At 64.3% G+C, this 13,649-nt stretch carries 11 protein-coding genes; 1 reads left to right on the plus strand and 10 read right to left on the minus strand.

The window, feature by feature from the left end; all coding sequences use genetic code 11:
- Positions 1 to 87: 87 nt before the first annotated feature.
- Complete coding sequence (locus QQK18_RS07990; protein WP_284339778.1) at positions 88 to 1,770, plus strand: hypothetical protein; 1,683 nt, start codon at positions 88 to 90, stop codon at positions 1,768 to 1,770.
- 53 nt (positions 1,771 to 1,823) lie between these two features.
- Here QQK18_RS07990 and map read toward each other — a convergent pair whose 3' ends face one another.
- From map to mdh, 10 genes are all read right to left on the minus strand, one after another.
- Complete coding sequence (map, locus tag QQK18_RS07995; protein ID WP_284339779.1) at positions 1,824 to 2,576, minus strand: type I methionyl aminopeptidase; 753 nt, start codon at positions 2,574 to 2,576, stop codon at positions 1,824 to 1,826.
- A 77-nt stretch (positions 2,577 to 2,653) separates the two neighbouring features.
- Entirely contained in the window at positions 2,654 to 4,063 is a 1,410-nt protein-coding gene (gene lpdA, locus QQK18_RS08000) for a dihydrolipoyl dehydrogenase (protein WP_284339780.1), read from the minus strand.
- A 177-nt stretch (positions 4,064 to 4,240) separates the two neighbouring features.
- Positions 4,241 to 4,711 carry a hypothetical protein gene (locus QQK18_RS08005; protein WP_284339781.1) on the minus strand — a complete coding sequence of 157 codons (471 nt, stop codon included), beginning with the start codon at positions 4,709 to 4,711 and terminating at the stop codon, positions 4,241 to 4,243.
- A 150-nt stretch (positions 4,712 to 4,861) separates the two neighbouring features.
- Positions 4,862 to 6,187 carry a 2-oxoglutarate dehydrogenase complex dihydrolipoyllysine-residue succinyltransferase gene (gene odhB, locus QQK18_RS08010; RefSeq protein ID WP_284339782.1) on the minus strand — a complete coding sequence of 442 codons (1,326 nt, stop codon included), beginning with the start codon at positions 6,185 to 6,187 and terminating at the stop codon, positions 4,862 to 4,864.
- 123 nt (positions 6,188 to 6,310) lie between these two features.
- Positions 6,311 to 9,310, minus strand: a complete 3,000-nt coding sequence (locus tag QQK18_RS08015) for a 2-oxoglutarate dehydrogenase E1 component (RefSeq protein WP_284339783.1) — start codon at positions 9,308 to 9,310, stop codon at positions 6,311 to 6,313.
- A gap of 166 nt (positions 9,311 to 9,476) precedes the next feature.
- Positions 9,477 to 10,385 carry a succinate--CoA ligase subunit alpha gene (sucD, locus tag QQK18_RS08020; protein ID WP_284339784.1) on the minus strand — a complete coding sequence of 303 codons (909 nt, stop codon included), beginning with the start codon at positions 10,383 to 10,385 and terminating at the stop codon, positions 9,477 to 9,479.
- A gap of 8 nt (positions 10,386 to 10,393) precedes the next feature.
- On the minus strand, positions 10,394 to 10,768 hold the full coding sequence (locus tag QQK18_RS08025; protein WP_284339785.1) for a cupin domain-containing protein: 375 nt from the start codon (positions 10,766 to 10,768) through the stop codon (positions 10,394 to 10,396).
- 3 nt (positions 10,769 to 10,771) lie between these two features.
- Positions 10,772 to 11,308: a hypothetical protein gene (locus QQK18_RS08030; RefSeq protein ID WP_284339786.1), complete on the minus strand. Its 537-nt coding sequence runs from the start codon at positions 11,306 to 11,308 to the stop codon at positions 10,772 to 10,774.
- Positions 11,309 to 11,313: 5 nt separating this feature from the next.
- A complete protein-coding gene (sucC, locus tag QQK18_RS08035; protein ID WP_284339787.1) occupies positions 11,314 to 12,507 on the minus strand; it encodes an ADP-forming succinate--CoA ligase subunit beta in 1,194 nt (397 codons plus the stop codon).
- A gap of 80 nt (positions 12,508 to 12,587) precedes the next feature.
- A complete protein-coding gene (gene mdh, locus QQK18_RS08040; protein ID WP_284339788.1) occupies positions 12,588 to 13,550 on the minus strand; it encodes a malate dehydrogenase in 963 nt (320 codons plus the stop codon).
- Positions 13,551 to 13,649: the final 99 nt, after the last annotated feature.

Here is a 13,649-nt window from a genome sequence, read left to right on the forward strand (position 1 = left end):
CTTAAGGCACGACGACAAGACTATCTGAACACCAAAAGCCGCTGTAATGTCTGGCTGGATAATCGGGCTCTCCTGGGAGGACATGTCATGCCGTCTGCCACCCCGCTGCTTCGCAGCGCGCTTTTCGGGCTGTCCCTTGTGCTGGCCGCTGCAACCCCTGGGCTCGCTGCGCCGGTGCAGGACCTGCCGGCAGCGTCACTGGACGTGAAGGGCGCGCTGCTCGTCGCCCAGCTCGACGACATCGACTTCGGCGATGATTCGGGCCAGTGGGCCAACGATGGCGAATGCGACGATCCGCGTTTCACCGGTCCCGGAACCGCCGACCAACTGGTCGACGCCGACCTGATGAAGGACGCGACCGACTGCCGCGAGGCCCACGAGGCCGGCACCGTGACCCTGGCCGGCGAGGAGTCCGGAACCACCGCTGCAACCGACATCGATTTCGGCGACGATTCGGGTCGGTGGGCCAATGACGGCGAGTGCGATGACCCACGCTTCACCGGTCCCGGAACGGCGGACGAACTAGTCGACGCCGACCGCATGCATGACGCAACCGACTGCCGCGAGGCCCACGAGGCCGGCACCGTGACCCTGGCCGGCGAGAAGTCCGAGACCACCGCCACGACCGACATCGACTTCGGCGATGATTCGAGCCAGTGGGCCAATGATGGCGAGTGCGACGACCCCCGCTTTGCCGGTCCCGGAACGGCCGACGAGCTCATCGAAACCGACCGAATGCATGATGCCACCGACTGCCGCGAGGCCTATGAGGCAGGTACTGTCACCCTTGCCGGCGAGAAATCCGATGCCGCCGCCCCGACCGACATCGACTTCGGCGACGATTCGAGCCAGTGGGCCAATGACGGCGAATGCGACGATCCGCGCTTTGCCGGCACCGGCATGGCCGCCGAGCTCCTCGAGGCGGACCGCATGCACGATGCCACCGACTGCCGCACCCTCTACGAGGCGGGCTCGATCACCCTCAAGGGCGACGCCGTCGGCATCGACGACGTCGATTTCGGCGACGACACCAGCGAGTGGGCCAATGACGGCGAGTGCGATGATCCGCGCTTTACCGGCACCGGCATGGCAACGACGCTCCTCGACGAAGACCGCATGCACGACGCCACCGACTGCCGCACCCTCTTCGAGGACGGCTCGATCACCCTCAAGGGCGATGCCGCCAGCATCGACGACATCGACTTCGGCGACGATACCAGCCCATGGGCCAATGACGGCGAGTGCGACGATCCGCGCTTTACCGGGCCGGGCACGGCCGACCAGCTGCTCGACAGCGACGAGTTGCGCGACGCAACCGACTGCCGCGAGGCCTTTGAGGCCGGCACGGTGACGCTGGCCGGGACGTCCTCGAGCGCCCCCGCCGTCTTCGATTATGGCGACGATTCCAGCCAGTGGGCCAATGATGGCGAGTGCGACGATCCCCGCTTTGCCGGCACCGGCACCGGCAAGAAGCTCTTGGCCGAGGACGAGATGCGCGACGCCACCGACTGCCGCACGCTGGTAGAGGCGGGCGAAGCCGAGATCCGCAAGGTCTTCGACCCGGCCTATGCCGCCGCTGGTCCCTACGACTCCTCGCACATCGATTTCGGCGATGATTCCTCGACCTACGCCAATGACGGCGAGTGCGACGACCCGCGCTTCGAGGGCCCGGGCACGGCAACGACGCTCCTCGACAGCGACGAGCTGCGCGATGCCTCCGACTGCCGTGAGGCCTATGAGGCGGGAACCATCGTGCAGGTGGGTGAGTAGCGGCCGGAAAAGTTGGACTGCAACGCCCGTTCCGAATCCATCGGAACGGGCCTTTAATTGGGTAGCGTCACCACCAACGGGCCGTTGCGGGTGGCGATGACCGTGTGCTCGTACTGAACTGTCGGCGCCTTGGGGACGCTATAAAGCGTCCACGGATCCTTGCCGTCGTCCTCGGCCCACTCGGCGCCGAGCGACAGGAACGGTTCGACGGTAAAGACCAGGCCCTCGTGCATGCGCCGGCGGTCGCTGCGGTCGGGCCAGGTGGCGATCTCGTGAGGCTCGTCGTGGAGACCGCGGCCGACGCCGTGGCTGGCAAGGTTGCGCACCAGGCTATAGCCGTTCCTCTTCGCAAAGGCGCCGATGGCCTCGCCGATGCCGGCCATCGGTCGGTCGGCGCTGACCTGCTGCAGGCCGGTCCACAGCGCCCGGCGGCCGTCGCGGCAAAGCCGCTCGATGCGCCTTGCAACCGGCGGCACCGCGAACGAGGCGCCGGTATCGGCGAAATAGCCGTCCTTTTCCGCCGAGACGTCGATATTGACGAGGTCGCCCGCCGTGATGCGTCGGGCCCCCGGAATGCCGTGGGCGATTTCCTCGTTGAGGCTGATGCAGGTGGCACCGGGAAAACCATAGGTCAGTTCCGGCGCCGGCCGCGCGCCCGCCTCTTCGAGCAGCCGCCGGCCGAGCGTATCGAGCTCGGCCGTGGTGATGCCCGGCTCCACCGTCTTGCGCATCTCCTCCAGCGTATTGGCGACAATGGCACCGATCGCCTTCAGGCCTGCAAGCTCTTCCTCGTTGGAGACTGTCATGAGTGCACTCTCTCTAGGATTGGAGCAGCTCCAACCCTCGCCTTCAGGGCGAAGGGGAACGAAACCACGGTAGCTCCCTAGATATGGATCGCTCCATCGCCCAAGGCCAACGCCGCCTCGCGCACTGCTTCCGAGAGGGTCGGATGCGCGTGGGTGGTGCGGGCGAGGTCTTCGGCGGCGCCGGAGAACTCCATCAGGGTAACGAGCTCGTGGATCATCTCACCGGCGTTCTTTCCGACGATATGGGCGCCCAGCACCCGATCGGTCGTGACATCGGCCAGGATCTTGACGAACCCTTGCGTCGCCAGCATCGCCTTGGCGCGGCCGTTGGCGGTAAAGGGAAACTTGCCGATCTTGTAGTCGATGCCCTCGGCCTTCAATTCATCCTCGGTCTTGCCGACCGAGGCGATCTCCGGATTGGTGTAGACGACAGAGGGGATGGCGCCGTAGTTCACGTGTCCGGCCTGACCGGCGATGATCTCGGCCACCGCAATGCCCTCGTCCTCGGCCTTGTGGGCGAGCATCGGCCCTGCAATGACGTCGCCGATCGCATAGATGCCGTCGACCGAGGTCTTGTAGTGCCCGTCGACGCGGATGCGACCACGTTCGTCGAGCGCAACGCCGACGAGATCGAGCCCCAGGCCCTCGGTATAGGGTTTGCGTCCGATGGCGACCAGCGCCACGTCCGTCTCGAGCGTCTCGGCCTCGCCGCCCTGGGCAGGTTCGACCTGAACCCTGAGCGTGCCGTCCTCGGCCTTGTCGATGCTGGCAACCTTGGAGGAGAGACGGAATTCCATGTCCTGCTTTTGCAGCATGCGCTGGAAGTTGCGCGCCACTTCTGAATCCATGCCGGGCAGGATGCGATCGAGATATTCAACGACAGTGACCTTGGAGCCGAGCCGCGCCCACACCGAACCGAGCTCGAGCCCGATGACGCCCGCCCCGATGACCAAAAGGCGCTCGGGCACCTTTTCGAGCGTCAGCGCGCCGGTCGAGGTGACAATTCGCTTCTCGTCGATGTCGATGCCCGGCAAGTTCGCCGGGACCGAGCCGGACGCGATGATGATGGCCTTGGAGGCGATCTCGGTCGGCGCGCCCGATTGCGGGGTGACCAGCACCTTGCCGGGGGCCGGAATCGAGCCGATGCCGCGATAGACGGCGATCTTGTTCTTTTTAAAGAGATAGTCGACGCCGCCGACATTGGCTGCGACCGTGTCGTCCTTGTGGACCATCATCTGCTTGAGGTCGAGCCGTGGCGTGCCGACGTCGATGCCCAGTTGCTTGAAGGTGTGGCCGGCCTCCTCGAAAAGCTCGCTGGTATGCAGCAGCGCCTTGGAGGGGATGCAGCCGATATTGAGGCAGGTGCCGCCATGGGTCGCCCACTTTTCCACGACCGCCACCTTCTTGCCGAGTTGGGCGGCGCGGATCGCGGCTACATAACCGCCCGGACCGGTGCCGATAACGGTGACGTCGAATTGGTCTGCCATTTGGAGAGTGCCCCTGAGGTGGATCAGTCGGAGATGTAATGCCGACGACCCGATTAAACCACCATCGCCGCCGGGAAAAGCCTTGTTCGCTGTGCGCCCTCGATAGAACGACGTTTCGCCGGCGGCGAGCCCGCCTTTCGTCGGGCACGTCCGAGCCCCAAATGTCGACGCTGCAGTCTACTGCGACGCAATCTCCTGGGCCTGCTTCAGGGGCCCGGGCAGTTGCTTGTCGATATCGAACCCGCCCGCTTCCACCTTGGCGAGAAATTCGCGGCAGAACGCATTCTTATCGGCGGTCTGGTTGTAGGCGCTCATGATCTGCTCACCGGCATAGGTCTCAACTGCCTGCTGCTCCTGTGGAGCGGCACCGCCGAGGCGGGCAACCACCCGGTCGGCCAGATCGAGAAAACCGATATTCCTCAGATACCAGTCCTCGGCGGCCTGCTTGTAGGCCGGATCGAGCCCCGTGGTCTCGTAGCAATGTGTTGTCATCACCGAGACGATGGTTTTCGAGCCGTGGAAAGCAACGAGCTCGCCGACGAGCGCGGCGTCTCCCGGTCCGGATTGGGCGTGAACGGAAAGGGCCTGGCTCGACAGGCAAAGGGTCGCGCCGACCAGCGCGGCCCCTAAGCGCGTGATGTTGCGCAAGGCGCACTCCAAATACGTTCTTTGCCCGAGTGTTTGCGGTGCAATCCTCAATGAAGGCTTAATGCCTCCCTCCCCTCGGCCCCTTCTGCCCCGAAATCGAAAAGGGCTCGCCAGTGGCGAGCCCCTTCCAAATCAGCACATTGCGGAGATTTAGAGGTCGAGCACCAGCCGCTCGGGCGCCTCGAGGCTCTCCTTGACCCTGACGAGGAAGGTCACTGCCTCCTTGCCGTCGACGATCCGGTGATCGTAGGACAAGGCCAGGTACATCATCGGGCGCACCACGATCTGGCCGCCGACGACCACCGGCCGCTCCTGGATCTTGTGCATGCCGAGGATCCCCGACTGCGGCGCGTTGAGGATGGGCGTCGACATCAGCGAGCCGTAGACGCCGCCATTGGAGATAGTGAAGGTACCGCCTTGCATGTCGGCCATGGACAGCTGGCCGTCCCGGGCCTTCTTGCCCAGCGTGCCGATTTCCTTCTCGATCTCTGCAATGGTCATCTTGTCGGCGTCGCGCACCACCGGCACGACGAGACCCTTGTCGGTGCCGACGGCAACGCCGATATGGGCGTAGTTCTTGTAGATGATGTCGTCGGCGTCGAGCTCGGCATTGACCGCCGGAATCTCCTTGAGGGCATGGACGACAGCCTTTGTGAAGAAGCCCATGAAGCCGAGCTTGACGCCATGCTTCTTCTCGAAGAGCTCTTTGTACTGGTTCCGCAGGTCCATAACCGGCTTCATGTCCACCTCGTTGAAGGTGGTGAGCATGGCCGCCGTGTTCTGTGCGTCCTTCAGGCGCCGGGCGATGGTCTGGCGCAGCCGGGTCATCTTGACCCGCTCCTCGCGCGCTTCGTCGTCGGCGGCAACAGGCGCGCGCGGGGCAGCAGGGGCTTTGGCCTCGGGCCGTGGGGTCGGCTGCGCATCGACAGCGCCAGGAATCGGCGGCATGGGCGCAGGCGCGGCGGCAGCCGGGCGGCTCATGGCAGCCAGCACGTCTTCCTTGAGGATCTGGCCGGCCTTGCCGCTGCCCTCGACACCTTCAGCCGACAGGTTGTTCTCGGCCATCAGCTTCTGGGCCGACGGGGTCGGCGCGCGGTCCGTAGCGGTCGGCGGGGTCTGGCCGGAGGCCACCTGCTGGCCGGCTGTCGCCGCCGGGCTTTCCTCCTTGGCCTCGGCCTTGGGCGCCTCAGCCTTGGGCGCTTCTGCCTTGGGCGGCTCGGCGGGCGTTGCCGCCGCGCCGTTCCCGCCGATCGCACCGAGAAGCGCGCCGACATCGACCGTCTCACCCGGTTGGGCGGAGATGGTCTCGAGCACACCAGCGGCCGGCGCGGGCACTTCGATGGTCACCTTGTCGGTCTCGAGCTCGACGACCGGCTCGTCGGCAGCGACGGTATCGCCTACCTTCTTGAACCATTGGCCGATGGTGGCTTCGGTGACGCTTTCGCCCAGCGTCGGCACGCGGATTTCTGTCGACATCGTGTGATCCTTGTTATCTGCCCTAGAGCGCGATGCGATTTGATTGCATCAAATCGCGCGCTCTAGCTTTTGTTGACGCGGGATTTTCTGCAAAAAACCGGTTCCCACTTTTCGCATCCCGCTCTAAGCGGCGAACGCTTCATCGAGGAAGGCCTGGAGCTGGGCCAGATGCGTGCGCATAAGGCCCGTGGCGGTCGAGGCCGAGGCCGGCCGGCCCACATAGTGGACACGCTGCCCGGTGCGGCCCATCTGGTCGAGCACCCATTCGACATAGGGCTGGATGAACGCCCAGCCACCCATGTTCTTGGGCTCCTCCTGGCACCAAGCGACCTCGGCATTGGGGAAGCGGTTGAGCTCGTCGAGCAGCGCCTTGGCCGGGAACGGGTAGAGCTGCTCGACGCGCAACAGGTAGACGTCGTCGACGCCGCGCTTCTCGCGATCCTCGAGGAGGTCGTAATAGACCTTGCCGGTGCATAGCACCACGCGCCGGATCCTGTCGTCCTTGGCAAGCTTGATCGTCGTCTTGGGGGCGCCGGGCGCCTCCGCGTCATCCCAGAGCAGCCGATGGAAGCAGGAGTCCGGCCCCATCTCGGCAAGACTGGAGACTGCCCGCTTGTGCCGCAGCAGCGACTTGGGCGTCATCAGGATCAGGGGTTTGCGGAAGTCGCGCTTCACCTGGCGGCGAAGGACGTGGAAGTAGTTGGCCGGCGTCGTGCAGTTGGCGACCTGCATGTTGTCCTCGGCGCAAAGCTGCAGGAAGCGTTCGGGACGGGCCGAGGAGTGCTCGGGGCCCTGGCCCTCGTAGCCGTGCGGCAAGAGCATGACGAGGCCCGACATGCGGAACCACTTGCGCTCGCCCGAGGAGATGAACTGGTCTATGACCACCTGCGCGCCGTTGACGAAATCGCCGAACTGGGCTTCCCAGACGGTCAGCGCCCTGGGCTCAGCCAGCGAATAGCCGTATTCGAAGCCCAGCACCGCCTCTTCCGAGAGCATCGAGTTGATGACCTCGTAGCGGCACTGATCTTCGGAGAGGTTGTTGAGCGGCGTATAGGTCGAATCGTTCTTCTGGTCATTGAGGACCGAATGGCGCTGGCTGAAGGTGCCGCGCTCGACATCCTGGCCGGACAAGCGGACCGGGTGGCCCTCGGTGACGAGGGTGGCAAAGGCCAGCGCCTCGGCCGTCGCCCAGTCGATGCCCTCGCCCGATTCGATGGCAGCCAGCCGGTTGTCGAGGAAGCGCTTGACCGTCTTGTGGACGTTGAAGCCCTCCGGGACCGCCGTCATCGCCTGCCCAAGGCGGGCGATCTGGTCGACCTCGACGCCGGTGACGCCCCGACGGGGCCCCTCCTGCTCGGCCGGCTTCATTTCCTTCCAGACGCCGTCGAGCCAGTCGGTCTTGTTCGGCCGGTAGTCCTGTCCCGCTTCGAACTCGGCTTCGAGCCGCGCCTTCCATTCGGCTTTGAGCGTGTTGACGTCCTCGGCCGAAACCAGCCCTTCCCCGATCAGCTTCTCGCCATAGAGCTCGAGCGTCGATTTGTGGCTGCGGATGCGCGAATACATCAGCGGCTGGGTAAAGCTCGGCTCGTCGCCCTCGTTGTGGCCGAAGCGACGGTAGCAGAACATGTCGATGACGACCGGCCGGCCGAACTTCTGACGGTACTCGACGGCGACCTTGGCCGCGAACACCACTGCCTCCGGATCATCGCCGTTGACGTGGAACACCGGCGCCTCGATCATCTTGGCGACGTCCGTCGGATAGGGCGAGGAGCGCGAATAGAGCGGCGCGGTGGTAAAACCGATCTGGTTGTTGATGACGAAGTGGATCGACCCGCCGGTGCGGTGACCCTTGAGGCCCGAAAGCCCAAAGCATTCGGCCACCACCCCCTGGCCGGCGAAGGCCGCATCGCCGTGAAGGAGGAGCGGCAACACCGTCGAGCGGTCCGGCCGCCCTTCGGTCTCGAAATTGGCGAGCTTGCCATCGGGCGACATATGCAGGTCCTGCTTGGCGCGCGCCTTGCCCAGAACCACCGGGTCGACGATTTCGAGATGGCTGGGATTGGCCGTCAGCGACAGGTGCACCTTGTTGCCGTCGAACTCGCGGTCTGAGGAAGCACCGAGGTGATACTTGACGTCGCCGGAGCCCTCGACGTCCTCGGGGTAGAAAGCGCCGCCCTTGAACTCGTGGAAGAGCGCGCGGTGCGGCTTGCCGAGGACTTGCGTGAGCATGTTGAGGCGCCCGCGATGGGCCATGCCGAGCACGATGTCCTTGATGCCGAGCGCGCCGCCGCGCTTGATGATCTGCTCGAGCGCCGGAATGACCGATTCAGCCCCGTCGAGCCCGAAGCGCTTGGTGCCGGTATATTTGACGTCGAGGAACTTCTCGAAGCCTTCAGCCTCGATAAGCTTGTTGAGGATCGCCTTCTTGCCCTCGGCGGTGAAGGTGATCTCCTTGTCCGGTCCCTCGATCCGCTCCTGCAGCCAGGCCTTGGCATCGGGGTCGGAGATGTGCATGAACTCGATGCCAACCGTACCGCAATAGGTGCGTTTGAGGATCGCCAGCATCTCCGGGATAGTGGCGAATTCGAGCCCGAGATAGTTGTCGATGAAGATCCTGCGGGAGAAATCGGCCTCGGAAAAGCCATAGCTTGCCGGGTCGAGCTCGGGTGCCGGCTCCTCGGCCTTGAGCTTTAGCGGGTCGAGGTCGGCATGCAGATGCCCGCGCATGCGGTAAGCGCGGATCATCATGATGGCGCGAATGGAATCGCGGGTGGCCTGCAGGATGGTCTCGGCGGTGGGAGCGGGCGCTCCGGCGGCCTCGGCCTTTTTGGCAACCGCCTTCTCGGTCTTGACCGCGACCTCGCCCCAGTTGCCATCAAGGGCCGAAACCAGATCGCCATCGGCCGCCTGCGGCCAGTCGCGCCGGGCCCAGGAAGGGCCTTCGGCATTGCGCTTGGCATCGGTGCCGGAGTCTTCAAGCCTCGAGAAGAAGGAGCCCCAGGTCTCGTCCACGCTTTGAGGGTCGGTCTTGTAGCGGGAATAGAGCTGTTCGATGTAGTCGGCGTTTCCTCCGTAGAGGAACGAAGTCAGCAAGAACGTGTCGTTCTTTTCCTGTCGTGTCATCGCTCTGTCGCGAGGCTTCTCGCCTCGCTGTCCTTCTCAACGAACCGGCTGCGCCGGTCTCGGAATGCAGTCAGAAAACCCGCCCGATACTGACCGCTTGTCCTTTGTATCGTGTTAAAATATGCGGCGCGCCCCGTCCACGCCGCGGCTCATCAAATCGTGACCGTTAGCCCTTGAGGACCTCGGCCAGCGTCGCCCCGATCCGCGCCGGGGATTTGGACACCCTGATCCCGGCCGCTTCCATGGCCGCGATCTTGTCTTCCGCGCCGCCCTTACCGCCCGAAATTACGGCACCAGCATGACCCATGGTGCGCCCTTTGGGCGCGGTCAGGCCCGCGATGAACCCGGCCATCGGTTTCTTGCGGCCGCGTTTGGCTTCGTCGATCAGGAACTGGGCCGCGTCTTCCTCGGCCGAACCGCCGATCTCGCCGATCATGATGATCGACTGGGTTGCGTCGTCGGCGAGGAACATCTCGAGCACGTCGATGAACTCGGTGCCCTTGACCGGATCGCCGCCGATGCCGACGGCGGTCGTCTGGCCAAGGCCTTCATTGGTGGTCTGGAACACAGCCTCATAGGTAAGCGTGCCCGAGCGCGAAACAATGCCCACCGACCCCTTGGAGAAGATGGAGCCGGGCATGATGCCGATCTTGCACTCCTCGGGGGTGAGGACACCCGGGCAGTTCGGACCGATGAGGCGCGACTTCGACTTCTCGAGCGCCGACTTGACCTTGACCATGTCGAGGACCGGCACGCCCTCGGTAATGCAGACGATCAGTTCGATCTCGGCCGCGATCGCCTCGAGGATGGCGTCGGCGGCGCCCGCCGGCGGCACATAGATGACCGACGCGTTGGCGCTGGTCACTTCCTTGCCTTCGGCAACGGTGGCAAAGATCGGCAGGCTCGCCGAGGCATCGAGCCCAGAAGTCCACGTCTCGCCGCCTTTCTTGGGATGCACGCCCCCCACCATCCTGGTGCCGTAATAGGCCAGCGCCTGCTCGGTATGGAACGTGCCGGTCTTGCCGGTCAGCCCCTGCACCAGAACCTTGGTATCCTTGTTGACGAGAATGGACATTGAGCTTCCTAAAGTCGATTGAGTTCGGTGACGGTCAGACCGCTTTGCGCGTTGCCGGTGTTGATTGTGGTGGCCGGCTCGAACATCAGCACCACCGGCTCGTGGGTCAGAGATCGCGGCCGGTGCTCGACGCCTTTCGGCACGACGAGAAACTCGCCCTCGTCCATCTCCACCGCTCCGTCGCGGAAGTCGATGGCGATGCGCCCGCGCAGGACAAGGAAAGCTTCGTCCTCGTTCTCGTGCGCGTGCCAGTCGAACACCTCGCCGAACTTGGCGATCTTGACCTGGGCGTCGTTGACGTCGCCGGCGACATGCGGCTGGAAGACCGCGTGGATGCGCTCATCGGCGGCCGCGACGAGATCGATCTTGCGCGGTAGCGGCATTGGCTACTCCGCCTCCACAGGCTTCAGGATGGTCAGCTGCAGGCCGAAGCTGAACTCGTCCTGGTTGGAGAGCAGCATGTAGTCGGCACCGAGTTCAGCGCCGTTCCAGGCGCCATAGGTGCCGTCGGCGTTTTCCTCGAGCTCGCCGGCAAGGCGCTCGAGCCCGTCGAGTTCGGCCACGCCGGCCTCGCCCTGCGGTTCGTTGATGTCGATACGGCAATAGCCGAGCGTCAGCTGCGGATAGGTCTCGACGAGGACGAAGAGCTCGGCGTCGCCGACGCCCTCGATGCTGCGCGTGGCATCGTACGAGGTGACGAAGACGTTGTCGGTCGTAGCATCGGCGACATCCCAGCCCTTGGAGGTCGCCGTCGCACTCGCCAGCACGTCGCCCGAAGCAAACAGCTCGCAGGTTTCGAGGAGCTCGATCGCGAGCGGCGCCACGGGTTCCTTGCTCTTGGTCTTTTCCTGGGCGCCCGCGGGCGCCGTCGCGGCAACGAGCGCCGCAAGCAAGAGAGGAACCGCCGGACGCAGCGCGCGCATGCTCGTTATCCTTTCACCGCCGCCACGATCTTTTGTGCGGCATCGTCGAGATCGTCCGCCGAGATGACGTTGAGGCCGGATTGGTCGAGGATCTCCTTGCCTTCCTTGACGCGGGTCCCCTCGAGCCGCACCACCAGCGGCACCGTCAAGCCGACTTCCTTGACCGCGGCGATGACGCCCTCGGCAATGACGTCGCAGCGCATGATCCCGCCGAAGATGTTGACGAGGATGCCTTTGACGTTCGGGTCGGCGGTGATGATCTTGAACGCAGCGGTCACCTTCTCCTTGGAAGCCCCGCCGCCGACGTCGAGGAAGTTGGCGGGCTCGGCCCCGTAGAGCTTTATGATGTCCATGGTGGACATGGCGAGCCCTGCGCCGTTGACCATGCAGCCGATATTGCCCTCGAGCGCCACATAGGCGAGATCGAACTTGGAGGCCTCGATCTCCTTGTCGTCCTCTTCGGAGAGGTCGCGCAGCTCGCTCCATTCGGGATGGCGAAAGCCGGCGTTGTTGTCGAACGAGACCTTGGCATCGAGCACGCGCAGATGCCCGTCCTCCATGACGATCAGCGGGTTGACCTCCAGAAGGCTCATGTCCGTTTCGGTAAAGGCCTTGTAGAGTATGGGAAAAAGCGCCTTGGCATCCTCGGCGGCTGCCCCTTCGAGCTTCAGGGCTTGCGCGATGCTTGCGACATCCGCGTCCGTCACCCCGGCATCCGGATCGATGGCGATGGTCACGATCTTGTCGGGGGTTTCGGCCGCAACCGCCTCGATGTCCATGCCGCCCTCGGTCGAGACGACGAAGGAAACCTGGCCGGTGCCACGATCGACGAGCAGCGAGCAATAGAGCTCGCGCGCGATATCGGCGCCGTCCTCGATATAGAGCCGGTTGACCTGCTTGCCCGCGTCCCCGGTCTGCTTGGTCACCAGCGTGTTGCCCAGCATCTCGCGGGCGTTGGTGACGACGTCTTCCACCGACCGGGCAAGCCGCACGCCGCCCTTGGCGTCGGGGGCCAGTTCCTTGAACTTGCCCTTGCCACGCCCGCCGGCATGGATCTGGCTCTTGACCACATAGAGAGGTCCCGGCAGGGACCTGGCCGCCGCTTCCGCCTCATCGGCCGAAAAGATCGCGACGCCCTCGGCGACCGGCGCACCATAGGTCTTGAGGAGCGCCTTGGCCTGGTGTTCGTGGATATTCATCTGTCTGTCCCGGGTTGGGGGAAGTTTTCGTACCACATGACCTTCGTCCGAAAAGCCTCAAAGCTTTTCGGGATCATGCTCTAGGCGAGCTTGGGGGCGATGGTCTTACAGGCGGCAACGAGCCCTTCGACGGCGGCGACCGATTTGTCGAACGCCTTCTGTTCAGCACTGTTGAGTGAAATCTCGATGACCTTCTCGGCCCCATTGGCGCCGATGACGATCGGGACGCCCACATAAGCGCCCTTGACGCCGTATTCGCCGTTGAGGAAAGCGGCAGCCGGCAGCACGCGCTTCTTGTCCTTGAGATAGCTCTCGGCCATGGCGATTGCAGAGGTCGCGGGAGCGTAGAACGCCGAGCCGGTCTTCAGGAGCCCGACGATCTCGGCGCCGCCGTCCCGGGTGCGCTGGATGATGGCGTCGAGTTTTTCCTTGCTCATCCAACCCATCTTGACGATGTCGGTCAGCGGAATGCCGGCAACGGTCGAGTAGCGGGCCAGCGGCACCATGCTGTCGCCGTGGCCGCCGAGCACAAACGCATTGACGTCCTCGATCGAGACGTTGAGCTCGTCAGCGATGAAATGACAGAAGCGCGAGCTATCGAGGACACCGGCCATCCCGACCACCTTGTTGGCCGGCAGCCCCGAGAACTTCTGCAGCGCCCAGACCATGGCGTCGAGCGGGTTGGTGATGCAGATGACGAAGGCGTCTTTGGCGTATTTGGCAATGCCCGCGCCCACCTGCTCCATCACCTTGAGGTTGATCTCCAGGAGATCATCACGGCTCATGCCCGGCTTTCTCGGCACGCCCGCGGTGACGATGACGACGTCGGCGCCTTCGATGTCGGCATATTGCGAGGTGCCCTTGATGACCGCGTCATATCCCTCCACCGGAGCCGATTGGGCGATGTCGAGCGCCTTGCCCTGCGGTACGCCGTCGACGATGTCGAAGAGAACGATGTCGCCCAGTTCCTTGAGGGCCGCCAGATGAGCAAGAGTGCCACCGATCTGGCCCGACCCGATGAGAGCGATCTTTCTGCGCGCCATAGAGCTTCATCCCCGACTGCGTTGAATTGGCGCACCTCTTACCCCCAGCCCCGGAGAGGTGCAAGTGAACCCTTCGTCTAAACCGGTCTCGTCTCGGTC

The organism is Devosia nitrariae (assembly GCF_030160115.1).
Taxonomy (GTDB): Bacteria; Pseudomonadota; Alphaproteobacteria; order Rhizobiales; family Devosiaceae; genus Devosia; species Devosia nitrariae.